Source organism: Mesorhizobium sp. M1C.F.Ca.ET.210.01.1.1 (genome assembly GCF_004791585.1).
Taxonomy (GTDB): Bacteria; Pseudomonadota; Alphaproteobacteria; order Rhizobiales; family Rhizobiaceae; genus Mesorhizobium.
Genome location: NZ_SRUU01000001.1, coordinates 285,862 through 299,583, shown reverse-complemented (window position 1 = coordinate 299,583; position 13,722 = coordinate 285,862). Strand labels below are relative to the sequence as shown.

General features: G+C 63.2%; 11 protein-coding genes. 6 read left to right on the top strand and 5 right to left on the bottom strand.

All coding sequences use genetic code 11. The annotated features are described in order from the left end of the window. The first annotated feature begins 116 nt into the window (after positions 1-116). Complete coding sequence (locus EN853_RS01500) at positions 117-1,895, top strand: GtrA family protein (protein ID WP_127857502.1); 1,779 nt, start codon at positions 117-119, stop codon at positions 1,893-1,895. Between the two features lie 57 nt (positions 1,896-1,952). On the opposite strand, the gene EN853_RS01495 is transcribed toward EN853_RS01500, so the two are convergent. The 4 genes from EN853_RS01495 to EN853_RS01480 all read right to left on the bottom strand — a co-directional run bounded on the left by EN853_RS01495 (position 1,953) and on the right by EN853_RS01480 (position 6,660). Then, positions 1,953-2,975 (bottom strand): esterase-like activity of phytase family protein, encoded by a 1,023-nt coding sequence (locus EN853_RS01495; protein WP_127857501.1) that lies wholly within the window; start codon positions 2,973-2,975, stop codon positions 1,953-1,955. Further along, the gene (cobT, locus tag EN853_RS01490) at positions 2,972-4,870 is read right to left on the bottom strand and encodes a cobaltochelatase subunit CobT (RefSeq protein WP_127857500.1); all 1,899 of its coding nucleotides are present in this window, start codon (positions 4,868-4,870) and stop codon (positions 2,972-2,974) included. Before cobT ends, EN853_RS01495 begins: the two co-directional genes overlap by 4 nt. Positions 4,871-4,926: 56 nt before the next feature. Then, positions 4,927-5,913 (bottom strand): cobaltochelatase subunit CobS, encoded by a 987-nt coding sequence (gene cobS, locus EN853_RS01485; protein ID WP_127857499.1) that lies wholly within the window; start codon positions 5,911-5,913, stop codon positions 4,927-4,929. A gap of 123 nt (positions 5,914-6,036) precedes the next feature. After that, complete coding sequence (locus EN853_RS01480; protein ID WP_127857498.1) at positions 6,037-6,660, bottom strand: J domain-containing protein; 624 nt, start codon at positions 6,658-6,660, stop codon at positions 6,037-6,039. Positions 6,661-6,817: 157 nt separating this feature from the next. On the opposite strand from EN853_RS01480, the gene EN853_RS01475 reads away from it, so the two are divergent. After that, positions 6,818-7,120 (top strand): BolA family protein, encoded by a 303-nt coding sequence (locus EN853_RS01475; RefSeq protein ID WP_127857497.1) that lies wholly within the window; start codon positions 6,818-6,820, stop codon positions 7,118-7,120. 3 nt (positions 7,121-7,123) lie between these two features. Here EN853_RS01475 and EN853_RS01470 read toward each other — a convergent pair whose 3' ends face one another. After that, positions 7,124-7,936, bottom strand: a complete 813-nt coding sequence (locus EN853_RS01470; RefSeq protein ID WP_127857496.1) for an alpha/beta hydrolase — start codon at positions 7,934-7,936, stop codon at positions 7,124-7,126. Between the two features lie 325 nt (positions 7,937-8,261). Here EN853_RS01470 and EN853_RS01465 point away from each other — a divergent pair, with 325 nt between their 5' ends. The 4 genes from EN853_RS01465 to EN853_RS01450 all read left to right on the top strand — a co-directional run bounded on the left by EN853_RS01465 (position 8,262) and on the right by EN853_RS01450 (position 13,695). Beyond that, the gene (locus tag EN853_RS01465; RefSeq protein WP_245516789.1) at positions 8,262-8,627 is read left to right on the top strand and encodes a hypothetical protein; all 366 of its coding nucleotides are present in this window, start codon (positions 8,262-8,264) and stop codon (positions 8,625-8,627) included. Between the two features lie 217 nt (positions 8,628-8,844). Then, the gene (locus EN853_RS01460) at positions 8,845-10,794 is read left to right on the top strand and encodes a PrkA family serine protein kinase (RefSeq protein WP_127857495.1); all 1,950 of its coding nucleotides are present in this window, start codon (positions 8,845-8,847) and stop codon (positions 10,792-10,794) included. A 19-nt stretch (positions 10,795-10,813) separates the two neighbouring features. Further along, a complete protein-coding gene (locus tag EN853_RS01455) occupies positions 10,814-12,124 on the top strand; it encodes a YeaH/YhbH family protein (protein ID WP_127857494.1) in 1,311 nt (436 codons plus the stop codon). Positions 12,125-12,150: 26 nt separating this feature from the next. After that, positions 12,151-13,695, top strand: a complete 1,545-nt coding sequence (locus tag EN853_RS01450; protein WP_127857493.1) for a SpoVR family protein — start codon at positions 12,151-12,153, stop codon at positions 13,693-13,695. The last annotated feature ends 27 nt before the right edge of the window (positions 13,696-13,722 follow it).

Here is a 13,722-nt window from a genome sequence, read left to right as displayed (position 1 = left end):
GCCGCCGATCGACCATCGGCTGGCGCATTCAACCGCCGGAATACCCACGCAGCTTTACGCTTTGTTACGGCCGTTGGTGCAGGATCGCGAAAACGATCCAGGACATCGCCGCCAGCATGACCATCCAGGGCACCGGTTGGAAACATGACCTCCTGCTCGCGCTTTGCGCGACGCTGCTCGTGCTGGCGATCAATGCGATCTCCGGCTTCCCGACGATCGCGGACCTTGGCGCAGACAACGACAGCATGCTGAGGCTGGTCGAGGTTCGCGACCTGCTGGCGGGACAGGGCTGGTTCGATCTTCACCAATACCGGATGGGCTTGACCGGCGGCTTCGTCATGCACTGGTCGCGGCTGGTCGACGTGCCGATCGCGCTGATCATCCTCGCCTTCCATGCGCTGGGCGCCAGCACGGCCGCCGCCGAGCGAGCGGCGCAGATCATCTGGCCGCTTTTCCTTTACGGGCTCACCATATTCGTCATCCTGCGCGCCTCGCGGCGTTTTGCCGGCACGGGCGTGGCGATGCCGTCGCTGGTGCTGGCGACCGCGGCGCTGTTCTTTCTTGGCATTTTCAACCCAGGCACGCTCGACCACCACAATGTCCAGCTCCTGCTGACGGCGGCGAGCCTCTGGCTTTTGATGGAAGCGCCCTTCTGGCGACCCGCCGCCTTTCTGTCCGGCCTGTGCGCGGGCCTGACGCTGGCCGTCGGCATGGAGACAGCGCCTTATGTGGCCGCGCTCGGCGCCTGTGCCGCAGTGCTCTTCATCCTCGACGAAAAGGAGCGCCTGACCGCGCGCGGCTTCGGCATCGGATTTGCCGCGGTGGCGATCGCGGTCTTTGTCGCCACCATACGGCCGGCGGATTGGGGCACGGCCCAGTGCGATGCCTTCTCGGCCTTCCAGTTCGTCATCGCCGCGCTGTCAGGCTTCGGCCTTGCGGCGATTGCCGGCCTGTCCGGGCAGTCGACGGCCAGGACGCGGTTCGTCTCAATGTCGGTATTGGCCCTGGCGGTCGCGGCAGTTGCGATCGTGTTCTTCCCGCAATGCCTGGCGTCGCCCTATGCCGGCATGGACGAGCGCGTTCGCACCTATTGGCTGAACGACGTCGTCGAGGCGCAGCCCTTCCTCAGCGTCGCCGTCAATCAGCCGAAGCTTATGGCGGCGCGCTATGTGACGCCCTTCATCGCAATCCTGCTGATCGGCCTTCAGCTTCGTAGCCGCCGCCTGCGCCGCGAGGAAGGCCTTGCCGCCGTGCTGCTGATCGTCGCTTTCGTCGTTAGCCTCTGGCAAGTGCGCGGCTCGACCTTCTCGATCGCCTTGGCGGTGCTGCCGCTCTCGGCCTGGATCGCCAGGATTCGCCTGCAGGCAAGCGCGGCGCATTCATGGCGCGTCTCCACCCGCATCGCGGCGGCATGGCTGGTGTCGCTCAACGCGACCTGGGCCGGCGTTGCCGTTGCCGCGCAGTCCGTGGTCCACAAGGCGCCCGGGCAGATCAACTCCGATGCCGATCATGCGCTGACCTGCGGCAAGGCGGGCGACTTCAGCGCGCTGGCCGCCATGCCGGCGACGACGGTGCTTGCGTCTTCCAATCTCGGCTCGGCAATAGTCATGTTTACCGGCCACAGGACGTTGGCGGGCCCCTATCATCGCAATGTCGGCGGCAACCTCGCCATGCTCGATGCCTTCATGGGAACGCCGGACGCCGCCCGCGCCATCGTCGAGCGCCAGCATGTCGGGCTGGTCGCGATATGCCGCGGCAATTCGGAAGAGATGTCGCTCGCCGCCGAGGCTCCCACCGGCTTGGCCGCGCGGTTGTTGAAGGCAGACGCGCCCGACTGGCTGGAACTGGACAGCGCGACAGCGAACAAGCCGGTCGAGATCTACAGAGTCCGCTGAACAACTCCGGATAAAGTGCGTAGCAGTTTTCCGTGGAACGGATCGCCGAAGCGCGGCTCAATCCTCGTGCAGGATAAACTCCAGATAGAGGTTGCGCTGCAGGATCGAGTGGTTGTCGTCGGACACCAGCGACACCATCAGCGCGCCGTCGTCGCGGGTCCAGACGTCGAGCCCTTCCATATTGTCGATCTGGTAGCCCATATCTGCTTCCATCAGCACGGGACCATCGGCGACCGCGCCCTTCTCGACGCTCTCGCCATAGATGCGCCGCAGCCGCATCTTCACCCCGCGCGCCATCGAGAAGCTGCGCTCGAGCAGAAGCAGGTCGCCATCCGGCAGGAACGCGCCGTCGGTGATGTCGAAATCGCCGTTGCGCTTGACGGTGAAGACGCCTTTCCTCGGGCCCTCGATGATTGCCGCATAGATGTTGCCGGCCTTGTCGAGGCTCTTTTCCGAAACCACGACAAGGCCGCCTTCGTGCTGGCCGTAGGGGTTGGCATGCGTGACCGTCTCGAAGCCGCGATTCTGGCGCAGCTCGCGGGCCGGGACCAGATAGTCGAGCGCCTTGAAGGGCGCCTTCATATTGTCCGGATCGATCCTGAACTGGACGACACGCTGGTCGCGCTCGAAGCCGACGGTGGCGATGCCGTCCTTTACCGCGAGGCCTTCCGCGTCCACCTCCCACTTCTCGTCGATCGGCTGGCCCGAAGCGTCGACCATCTGCTGCATGCGGAAATTCGACACGCCCGAGGGCCGCTTGTCGGCATCGTGCGTGATGCTGCCGAAGAACCAGAAGCCGGTGTCCGCAACACCAATGAAATCGCCGCCGGCTTTCAGAAAGCGAAAGGCCGACAGCGCGCCGAAGTCGCGCGACGGCGAGGTCATCTCCAGCCCGCCGACGAATTCAAGCGGTCCGAACAGTTTCTCGTCATGGCCGACATGGAACTCAGTGATCGGCCGCGCCGAAACCTCGATCGCCTCGACCGGAGCCCGCTGGGCCGCGATCGCCGCCGAAGCGGTCGCGCAGGCCGCCGCGAAAGCGAAAACCGTCCGCCGGAACCCGCCCCCGGACAAGATCATCCGGCGCGCCGCAGGCCGCCGCGCCGCGTGTCGCGCGCGCTTTCCTCGCCGAACAGCGAAGCGAGCTGCTCGGTCATGGCGCCGGCCAATTCCTCGGCATCGACGATGGTGACGGCGCGGCGGTAGTAGCGCGTGACGTCGTGGCCGATACCGATGGCCAAAAGCTCGACCGGCGAGCGCGTCTCGATGAGGTCGATCACCGCGCGCAGGTGCCGCTCCAGATAGTTGCCCGGATTGACCGAAAGCGTGGAATCATCGACCGGCGCGCCGTCCGAGATCATCATCAGGATCTTGCGCTGCTCCGGCCGGCCGATCAGCCGGTTGTGCGCCCAAAGCAGCGCCTCGCCGTCGATGTTTTCCTTGAGCAAGCCCTCGCGCATCATCAGGCCGAGATTGCGGCGCGCCCGCCGCCACGGATGGTCGGCGGACTTGTAGATGATGTGGCGCAGGTCGTTGAGCCGGCCGGGATTCGGCGGCTTGCCGTCCTTCAGCCATTTCTCGCGCGCCTGGCCGCCTTTCCAGGCGCGGGTGGTGAAGCCGAGGATTTCGACGGAAACGCCGCAGCGCTCCAGGGTGCGCGCCAGGATGTCGGCGCAGGTCGCGGCAACGGTGATCGGCCGCCCGCGCATCGAGCCCGAATTGTCGAGCACCAGCGACACCACAGTGTCGCGGAACTTGGTGTCGCGCTCCTGCTTGAAGGACAGCGGCTGCATTGGATCGATGACGACGCGCACCAGCCGCGCCGGATCGAGATAGCCTTCCTCCAGGTCGAAATCCCAGGAGCGGTTCTGCTGCGCCATCAGGCGGCGCTGCAGCCGGTTGGCCAGCCGGCCGACGACGCCGGAGAGATTGGCGAGCTGCTTGTCGAGGAAGGCGCGCAGCCGGTCGAGCTCCTCTTCCTCGCACAGGTCCTCGGCGCCGACCGTCTCGTCGAAGGCGGTGGTGAAGACCTTGTAGTCGATTTCCTTCGGCAGGTTGAGGAACGGATTGTCGTTGCGGCGCGCTTCGCCCGGCGTCTCTGCGTCGGAATCATCCTCGTCGGAAAGGTCGTCCGATGTGGCGTCTGTCGCCTCCGTCTCGGCCGAGTCCTCCTCGTCGGCGGACGCTTCCGCATCCTCGGACTGCGACTGCTCGGAGCCGGAATCGTCCTCGCCGCCCTCTTCGCTCTGTTCCTCGCCCTGCTGCTCGTTCTCTTCGTTGTCCTCGGTGTCCTCGGTCTCCTGGTCGTCACCGAGCTCCTCGGCCATTTCCATCGAGACCAGCATGTCGCGCACGATGCGGGCGAAAGCCTGCTGGTCGTCGAGCTTGGCCGACAGGCCGTCGAGGTCGGCGCTGGCCTTCTCCTCGACCCAAGGGCGCCACAGATCGACCAGCCGCTCGCCGCTCTTCGGCACAGGACGGCCGGTGAGCTTCTCGCGCACCATCAGCGCCACCGCCTCCTCGAGCGGGGCATCGGCCTTGTCCTTGACGTCGACGAGGTTTGCCTTGGCGTATTTGTCCTCGAGCATCGAGCCGATATTGTCGGCCACGCCCTGCATGGCGCGGCTGCCGATCGCCTCGACGCGTGCCTGCTCGACGGCGTCATAGATGGCGCGGGCGAGCTTGCCTTCCGGCGCCAGCCTTGTGTGGATGCGCTGGTCGTGGCAGGCGCGCTTCAGCGCCATGGAATCGCCGATGCCGCGGGTGATCGCGATGTCGTTGCGGGAAGCCTTCTTCGGCAGCTCAGGCAGGCGGGCGCGGTTTCCCGCCAGCGCCGGCCGGTCCTTGGCGAAGCCGACCTCGAGGTCCTTGTCGCCGGCGACGGCGCGCATGCAAACAGTTACGGCGCGCTTGAAGCTGTCTGCTTCAGACCCGTTCTTCGGCTTGTTGCGCGTGTTGTCGCCCGGACCCGCCATCGATCATTCCCTGCGCGATTTGACCTGAAAGGCGTAAGCGCCTTTCAGCATCGCGCCTAGCCCAGCACCACGTTGGCGGCGCTCTCCGGCAGATCCTCGCCAAAAGCGCGCTGGTAGAATTCGGCGACCACCGAGCGCTCCAGCTCGTCGCACTTGTTGAGGAAGGTCAGCCGGAACGCCATGCCGATATCGCCGAATATCTCGGCGTTCTCGGCCCAGGTAATGACGGTGCGCGGGCTCATCACGGTCGACAAGTCGCCATTGATGAAAGCCGAGCGCGTCATGTCGGCGACGCGCACCATCTTGTTGACGATCTCCTTGCCCTTGTTGTCGCGATAGTGCTTGGCCTTGGCCAGCACGATGTTCACCTCGTTGTCGTGCGGCAGGTAATTGAGCGTGGTGACGATCGACCAGCGGTCCATCTGCGCCTGGTTGATCTGCTGCGTACCGTGATAGAGGCCGGTGGTGTCGCCGAGGCCGACCGTGTTCGCGGTGGCGAACAGGCGGAAGGCGGGATGCGGACGGATGACGCGGCTCTGGTCGAGCAGCGTCAGCCGGCCCGACGATTCCAGCACGCGCTGGATGACGAACATCACGTCGGGGCGGCCGGCATCGTACTCGTCGAAGCAGAGCGCCACATTGTGCTGATAGGCCCAGGGCAGGATACCGTCGCGGAATTCGGTGATCTGCAGGCCTTCCTTGACGACGATGGCGTCCTTGCCGACGAGGTCGATGCGGCTGACATGGCTGTCGAGGTTGACGCGCACGCACGGCCAGTTGAGGCGCGCGGCGACCTGCTCGATATGCGTCGACTTGCCGGTGCCGTGGTAGCCAGACACCATGACGCGGCGGTTGTAGGCGAAGCCGGCAAGGATCGCCAATGTCGTCGCCTTGTCGAAGAGATAGTCCGGGTCGATGTCGGGCACATGCTCGGTCGCTGCCGAATAGGCGGGAACCACCATCTTGGAGTCGAAGCCGAATTTCTCCCTCACCGACACTGTCGTGTCGGGCAGGTTGGCGATGTCGCGATCGACCTTGTTCATCACTATCAACGTCTCCACGGGCGAAACGCCGCGTTTCGCCGGCAATCGATTTTGTTCGGGGGCGGTCTTAGAGCCTTTTCCAACCTTATGAAAGTTGGAAAACGACACCGACCGTAGGGTCGCTCAGCACAATCCTGCTTGCTTGAGCACGCGATAGGCCTGCAGCACATCGCGGAACCGGTCTTCCGAACCCCTGTCGCCGCCATTCGCATCAGGATGGTGACGCTTAACGAGTTCCTTATAGCGCGCCTTGATGTCCTTGCCAGTCGCCTTTGTGTCAAGGCCAAGCGTTTCCAGCGCCTTGGCCTCAAGCGGCTTTGCCTTGCGCTCGCGCACCTCCCGCGTGCCGCCGCCGAACAGGTTGAAGGGGTCGCGCATGCGGTTGTAGTAGCCGGCGCGTCCCGAACGCTGCTGCGCGAAATCGGGTGCTGAACGCATCCCGCCGCCATTGGCGCCCATGCGCCAGGTCGGTCGATGGCCGGTCAGCGCCTCCTTCTGGAAGCGGGCGATCTCGCTGTCCGACACGCCAGAGAAGTAGTTGAAACCCTTGTTGTATTCGCGCACATGCTCGAAGCAGAAGCGGAAGTACTCGCCCTCCTTCAGGCGCCCGACCGGCGCCCGATGCGTGCCGGCCTCCTTGCAACCGTCCCACTGGCAGACCGGCGCGCGCGACTTCAGTTCCGCATCTTTCTCCGGCCGGATGCGGATTTTTTCGAAATATTTGGGATACGGTTTCATCTCACCCATTTATGGGCTGTTCGCTAGTGCGAAACAAGAATTGACATTTCGCCGATGATCGCCCTAACCGCTGAATCGCGGCTTAAAGGCGGTCGAAACTCAAGATTTTGCGGCTGTGCCGTAGATAACATGCGGCTATGCCGTCATGTGGTGAAGGGAAGCTCCGATGTCCATACAGTCGACGATGGAAAGCAAGCTGAAGGCGGCATTTCTGCCGGAGAGGCTCACCGTCATCAACGAAAGCCACCTTCATGCCGGCCATCATCATGTCGAGTCGGGCCACCACGCCACCTTCGACGGCACCGGCGAGACGCATTTCCGCGTCCGCATCGTCTCACCGAATTTTGCCGGCATGAGCCGCATCGAGCGCCACCGCGCCGTCAACGAACTGCTTGCCGACGAACTGAAGGCCGGCGTGCACGCGCTGGCGATCGAGCCGGCCGCGCCCGGCGAAAAGACCCGCTGGTGAGGCTCAGGCGACCGTCGCCTTCAGGAAAGCCATGACCGCTGCGGTCAGCGCGTCGCCGTCCTCGCCGAAGCGGCGGTTGATCGCCATGTGCGAATAGGCGCTGCCGTCGAACAGCGTGACCTTGGTGCCCCCTGCCCGTAGCCGATCCGCCAGACCACGCGCGGCGGCCGCGCGGATCGGAGCGTTCGAATAGGCGACGAACACGGGCGGATGCCTGGCCGTCCCGATATAGGTCGCGGGCGACAGCGCCCGCCACTGGCTTGGATCCGAAAAGGCTTGCGCGTAGATCGGCCGCAGCTTGCCGCCCTGCGCCTTGGCCAGGGCCTCGAGATCATAGGCCTCGGTATCGTCGAGCACCAACGCGGCGACGCCGGGCAAGCCGCCGCGAAACCCGGTCAGCGCCGCGAGATGGCAACCGGCCGAGTGGCCCATCACCACGATGCGGTCGGGATCGCCGCCATATGTGGCGATATTGGCCCGCACATAGCCGTAAGCCTTCTCGACGTCGCTCGCCTGGGTGGCGACGTCGGCCTGGGGCAGCATGCGGTAGTCGATCGAGACGAACAGGAAGCCCCTGGCGAGCAGGAAACCTGGCTTGGCGTTGACGTTGTCGCGGCTGCCGAGCCGCCAGGCGCCGCCATGGATGAAGAAGACGACCGGATCGCCCTTGGCGCCGTCGCGTGCGTAGATGTCCAGCTTGGCCGGCCCGTAGTCGAGCGTCCGTGGCGCCGGCTGGCGCAGGCGCCAGGCTGCCGGCGCCGCGGTCGGCAGCATCGCGGCAGCGGACGCAAGGAGAAAATGTCGCCGATCGATCATTATAACCTCCTGACAGCTCCTCGGCCCAGTCAACTCTCGTCAAAGAGAATATGCGAGCGCGCCGGGCGTCCAGTTAAGGATTGTTCATCGACCGCGTTGGGGGCCAGTCAACGGTAGCCCGCGCACCCGCTCGCGCCAGCAAATGCGCCTGCAAAATGCCCCGGTACGCTAAGCAGCCGCTTGGAGAGGATCATGGAACATTTTCGCTGGTCTGGCAGTTTGATACGTGGCCGGTTCTGGAGAGAGCCCTCGTCCATCCCAGAACGGATTGCTTGTCAGACAGGAGAGCCGATGCCCTCGGCCGGCGCCTCCGACGGTGACCCCGATGACGAAGAGGTATGGAATTCCAGTCGCGCGCGCCAACGAGCGCTTAGCGGGTTTGCAGCCTCCGCGCTTGGTTTCGGCAATTGCCCTGGCCGTGTTCCTTTCGGCTCCGGCCGTCGCGCACCAGGCGCCCAAGGGCTGGCAGTACGATAGCTCATGTTGCTCGGGAATGGACTGCTACCAGGCGCCCACGACCGATGTGAAGGAAACGAAATATGGCTACCAGCTCTCCACCGGAGAGCTCATTCCCTACTCCGATAGTCGGATAAAGCGCTCGGGCGACGAGTTCTTTCACGAATGCAAGCCCGGCGGCGACGCGAACTCGCAGCATTCGTTCTGCCTCTATGTTCCCGATCACGACATGTAGATGGGGAAAAACCAAGATTCTCCTTGAAGCTCTCCCGGCTATCACCACCTAAATAGCATAGGTGAGCATTCCGTCTGAGTCGGGTGCTTTGAGACGTCGATGCCCGATTGCAGACGCTCTCCTTCTTGTGAGGGAACCACAATGCTTTCCGGCAGTTGAATACGAGACGAGCTGACTGGCCGACTGGAAGCCAGAGCGGCTCTGAGGGCAGAATATCATGCGAGAGAACCAATCCGACGTCTTCGATCTGTTTTCGGAGATTTACGCGAACGCGGCCCAGGAAGAGATCAGCCTCCAGCAATATCTTCTAGCCTGTCGCGAGGACAAATCCATGTATGCCTCGGCCCCTGAGCGCATGGTCGAGGCAATAGGCGAGCCGAACCTGATCGACACCAGCAAGGATGAGCGACTCGGGCGGATTTTCTCGAACCGCACTATCAAGGTGTACCCCTCCTTCTCCGACTTCTACGGGATGGAGGACACGATCGAGCGCATCGCCGGATATTTCCGCTACGCCTCGCAGGGGCTCGAGGAGCGCAAGCAGATTCTCTACCTGCTTGGCCCGGTCGGCGGCGGCAAGTCCTCGCTCGCCGAGCGTCTGAAGAAGCTGATGGAGCAGCGACCGATCTACACGCTCAAGGTCGGCAACCAGATCAGTCCGATTTTCGAATCGCCGCTCGGCCTTTTCCATCCCGATCGCATGAGCGATTTGCTGGAAGACAAATACGGAATAGCCCGTCGCCGGCTGAACGGCCTCATCTCGCCCTGGGCGGCCAAGCGCCTGGACGAACTGTCGGGCGACATTTCCAAGTTCAGCGTGGTCAAGCTGGCGCCGTCGCGGCTTCGCCAGATCGCCATCGCCAAGACCGAGCCTGGCGACGAGAACAATCAGGACGTCTCGGCCCTGGTTGGCAAGGTCGACATCAGGCAATTGGAAAACTTCAGCCAGTCGGATCCGGATGCCTACTCCTACAGCGGCGGCTTGAACCGGACCACGCAGGGCCTGCTCGAATTCGTCGAAATGTTCAAGGCGCCCATCAAGGTCCTGCACCCGTTGCTGACGGCAACCCAGGAAGGCAGCTACAACGGCACCGAGAATTTCGGCGCCTTCCCCTATCAGGGCATCGTCGTTGCCCATTCCAACGAGTCGGAATGGCAGCAGTTCAAGAACAACAAGAACAATGAGGCCTTCCTCGACCGCATCCTCGTGGTCAAGGTGCCCTATTGCCTTCGCGTCACCGAAGAGAGGCAGATTTACGAGAAGCTGCTGCGCGAAAGCGAACTGGCGAACAGCCCCTGCGCGCCCGAGGTGCTGGACATTCTCAGCCGGTTCACCGTCTCAACCCGCCTTGCGGAGCATGAAAATTCGCCGCTCTACACCAAGATGCGCGCCTATGACGGCGAGAACCTCAAGGAAGTCGACCCAAAGGCGAAGTCGGTCCAGGAATATCGCGATGCCGCCGGCGTCGACGAAGGCATGACCGGGGTCAGCACGCGCTTCGCCTTCAAGATCCTGTCCCAGACCTTCAACTACGACACCAAGGAGGTGGCCGCCGATCCGGTGCACCTGATGTACATTCTCGAGGAGGCGATCAAGCGCGAGCAATTCCCGAAGGAAACGGAAGCGGCCTATCTCGAATTCATCAAGTCGGAACTCGCGGCGCGCTATGCCGAGTTCATCGGCCACGAGATCCAGAAGGCTTATCTGGAATCCTACAGCGAGTACGGCCAGAACCTTTTCGACCGCTATATCGCCTACGCCGACGCCTGGATCGAGGATCAGGACTACAAGGACCCCGATACCGGCCAGATCCTCAATCGCGAGGTCCTGGACAAGGAATTGTCGCAGGTCGAAAAACCGGCCGGCATCGCCAATCCCAAGGACTTCCGCAACGAAGTGGTCAAATTCACCTTGCGCGCCCGGGCGCGCAATCACGGCCGCAACCCATCCTGGACGAGCTATGAAAAGCTCCGCGAGGTCATCGAGAAGCGCATGTTCGGCCAGGTCGAGGATCTGCTGCCGGTGATCAGTTTCGGCTCGAAGCAGGACAGCGTCACGGAGAGGCGGCACAACGAATTCGTGCAGCGGATGGTGGAGCGCGGCTATACTCAGCGGCAGGTGCGTCGGCTCGTCGACTGGTATATGCGCGTGAACAAGGCGGGTTGAGCAAAACCGGAACGGTTCCATGCCGATCTTCATCGACCGCCGACTGAATCCGAAGGACAAAAGCCTGGGCAATCGCCAGCGCTTCTTGAGGCGCGCGCGGGAAGAGCTAAAGCAGAGCATCCGCGACCACGTCCGCACGGGCCGCATCGCCGAGCTGGACAAGGAGCTCGCCGTGCCGATGCCGCGGAAGGGTACCAGCGAACCGGCCTTCAACGACGCCAAGGACAGCGGGCGGCGTCAGCACATCCTGCCCGGAAACAAGACGTTCAGCCCCGGTGATCTGATCCCCAAGCCCGGCGGCGGGGGCGCCGGCTCTTCGAGTCCAGGGACCACGGAATCCGAAGACGACTTCCGCTTTGTGCTGTCGCGCGAGGAAGTGCTCGACCTCTTCTTCGAGGATCTCGAGCTGCCCGATCTGGTCAAGCTCAATCTCAAGCAGATACTGAGCTTCAAGCCGAGACGGGCAGGCTTCAGGGCAAGCGGGTCGCCGACGAACATCAATGTCGGACGCACGATGCGGAACAGCCACGGCCGCCGCATCGCGCTCAGGCGTCCCAAGCAGGCGGAGGTGAACGCGATCGCCAGCCAGATTGCCGAGCTGACATCGAAGCCGGCAAGCCCAGCAGTGCGCGCACGCCTGGCGGCTCTGCGCGAGCAGCTTGACCGGCTCGAGCGCCGGCGCAAGCGAATTGCCTATGTCGATCCGGTCGACATCCGTTTCAATCGCTTCGACCCGCAGCCGGTGCCGAATGCAAGCGCGGTCATGTTCTGTCTGATGGACGTCTCGGGATCGATGGGAGAGCGCGAGAAGGATCTGGCCAAACGCTTCTTCGTGCTGCTGCACCTTTTCCTGACACGACGTTACGAGCGCATCGATGTCGTCTTCATTCGCCACACCCACGAGGCCAAGGAGGTGGACGAGCATACATTCTTCTACCACACGCAAAGCGGCGGCACCGTCGTCTCCACGGCGCTCGAGGAAATGCACCGCATCATCGAGCAGCGCTATCCGGTCTCCGAATGGAACATCTATGCCGCCCAGGCTTCCGACGGCGACAACTTCGCCACCGATTCCGAGCGCTGCATAGAACTGCTCGACCGCAAGCTCATGCGCCTTTGCCAGTATTTCGCCTATGTGGAGATCATCGACGAACGGGAAAGCCACATTTTCGGCTCGACCGAAAACGGGACATCGCTCTGGCGAGCCTACAACGCCGTCGACGGTAAATGGCCGAATTTCCAAATGAGACGCATCGCTGCCCCGGCCGATATCTATCCGGTCTTTCGCGAGCTTTTCGCCAGGCAGCCTGCCCTGCGCAAGAGTGCGTGAGGGCCTGAGTCGATGGGACAGGGCTGATGGTCGGTCACGCGCGCAAATCCGAGTTGCTGTTTTCCGGATCTGACTGGGATTTTGCGAAACTGTCGCGGGCCTACGAAGAGATCGAGGCGATCGGGACCGAAGAGCTTCGCCTCGATATCTATCCGGTGCAGATGGAGGTCATTTCCTCCGAGCAGATGCTCGACGCCTACTCGTCGGTCGGCATGCCGCTGATGTATCGGCATTGGTCGTTCGGCAAACGTTTCCTCTATGATGAACTTCTCTACCGCAAGGGCGCCCGCGGTCTGGCCTACGAACTGGTCATCAATTCCACCCCCTGCATCGTCTACCTGATGGAGGAGAACACCATGGCCTTGCAGGCCCTGGTGACCGCCCATGCAGCGCTGGGCCACAACCATTTCTTCAAGAACAATCACCTTTTCCGGCAATGGACGGACGCCGGGGGGATCCTGAGCTATCTCGATTTTGCCAAGAGCTACGTGGCCCGGTGCGAGGAACGGCACGGCCTGGCCGCCGTCGAGGCGATCCTCGATTCCGCCCACGCGCTGATGGAACAGGGCGTGTTCCGCTACCGCCGGCCGCCGAAGCTGTCCTCCGAGCAGCAGCGCGAAGGGCTGCGCGAGCGGCTCGAATATGAGGAGCGTTCCTTCAACGATCTCTGGCGGACGTTGCCGCCCTCGCCCGGAAAGAACAAGCCGGAGGCGGGGCACGAAATCCTTGCCGAGCGGAAGAGGTCGCTCAATCTGCCCGAGGAGAACCTGCTCTATTTCCTCGAGAAGAACAGCCTCGTCCTTGAGCCCTGGCAGCGCGAGATCGTCAGGATCGTGCGTGTCATCGCGCAGTATTTTTATCCGCAGCGGCAAACCCAGGTGATGAACGAGGGCTGCGCCACCTTCGTGCACTACACGATCATGAACACGCTTTTCGACCGCGGCCGCATCAGCGAAGGCGCCATGCTCGAGATCTTGCGCAACCATTCGAACGTTGTCTTCCAGCCAGGCTTCGACGACCCGCGCTTTTCCGGCATCAATCCCTACGCGCTGGGTCTCGACATGATGCAGGACATCCAGCGCATCTCGACTGAGCCGACCGCGGAGGACCGCGACTGGTTTCCGGACATCGCCGGCCGCGGCGACTGGCGCGACACCCTGCTCGATGCCTGGGCCAACCACCGTGACGAATCCTTCATTCGCCAGTATCTGAGCCCGGCCCTGATCCGGAAATGGCGGCTCTTCGTGCTGGCCGACGGTGCCGACGAGCCGCATTTCGAAGTCGCCTCGATCCACAACGAGCGCGGCTATGGCAAGATACGGTCCGCGCTGGCCCAACGCTACGACGTGGGGGCGAGCCGGCCCGACATCCAGGTGGTCGACGTGGACCTTCTGGGCGACCGGCAACTGCGGCTGCGGCACAATGTCAAGGACGGCATCCTGCTCGAGGACCAAAGCCGCGACGCGACCCTGCGCCATATCCGAAGCCTGTGGGGCTACGATGTCAGCCTGGCGGCAATGGATGCTGAAACGGGCGCGATGCTCAGCGAGCGCTCGACGAAGGAACTTTGAGAGCGCAGGCCCGCCTCTCCAACCTGA

Bases quoted from the DNA above. Each gene is read 5' to 3' on its own strand.
- EN853_RS01500 (WP_127857502.1), top strand. From the start codon at position 117: ATGACCATCCAGGGCACCGGTTGGAAACATGACCTCCTGCTCGCGCTT.
- EN853_RS01495 (WP_127857501.1), bottom strand. From the start codon at position 2,975: ATGATCTTGTCCGGGGGCGGGTTCCGGCGGACGGTTTTCGCTTTCGCG.
- cobT (WP_127857500.1), bottom strand. From the start codon at position 4,870: ATGGCGGGTCCGGGCGACAACACGCGCAACAAGCCGAAGAACGGGTCT.
- cobS (WP_127857499.1), bottom strand. From the start codon at position 5,913: ATGAACAAGGTCGATCGCGACATCGCCAACCTGCCCGACACGACAGTG.
- EN853_RS01480 (WP_127857498.1), bottom strand. From the start codon at position 6,660: ATGGGTGAGATGAAACCGTATCCCAAATATTTCGAAAAAATCCGCATC.
- EN853_RS01475 (WP_127857497.1), top strand. From the start codon at position 6,818: ATGTCCATACAGTCGACGATGGAAAGCAAGCTGAAGGCGGCATTTCTG.
- EN853_RS01470 (WP_127857496.1), bottom strand. From the start codon at position 7,936: ATGATCGATCGGCGACATTTTCTCCTTGCGTCCGCTGCCGCGATGCTG.
- EN853_RS01465 (WP_245516789.1), top strand. From the start codon at position 8,262: ATGACGAAGAGGTATGGAATTCCAGTCGCGCGCGCCAACGAGCGCTTA.
- EN853_RS01460 (WP_127857495.1), top strand. From the start codon at position 8,845: ATGCGAGAGAACCAATCCGACGTCTTCGATCTGTTTTCGGAGATTTAC.
- EN853_RS01455 (WP_127857494.1), top strand. From the start codon at position 10,814: ATGCCGATCTTCATCGACCGCCGACTGAATCCGAAGGACAAAAGCCTG.
- EN853_RS01450 (WP_127857493.1), top strand. From the start codon at position 12,151: ATGGTCGGTCACGCGCGCAAATCCGAGTTGCTGTTTTCCGGATCTGAC.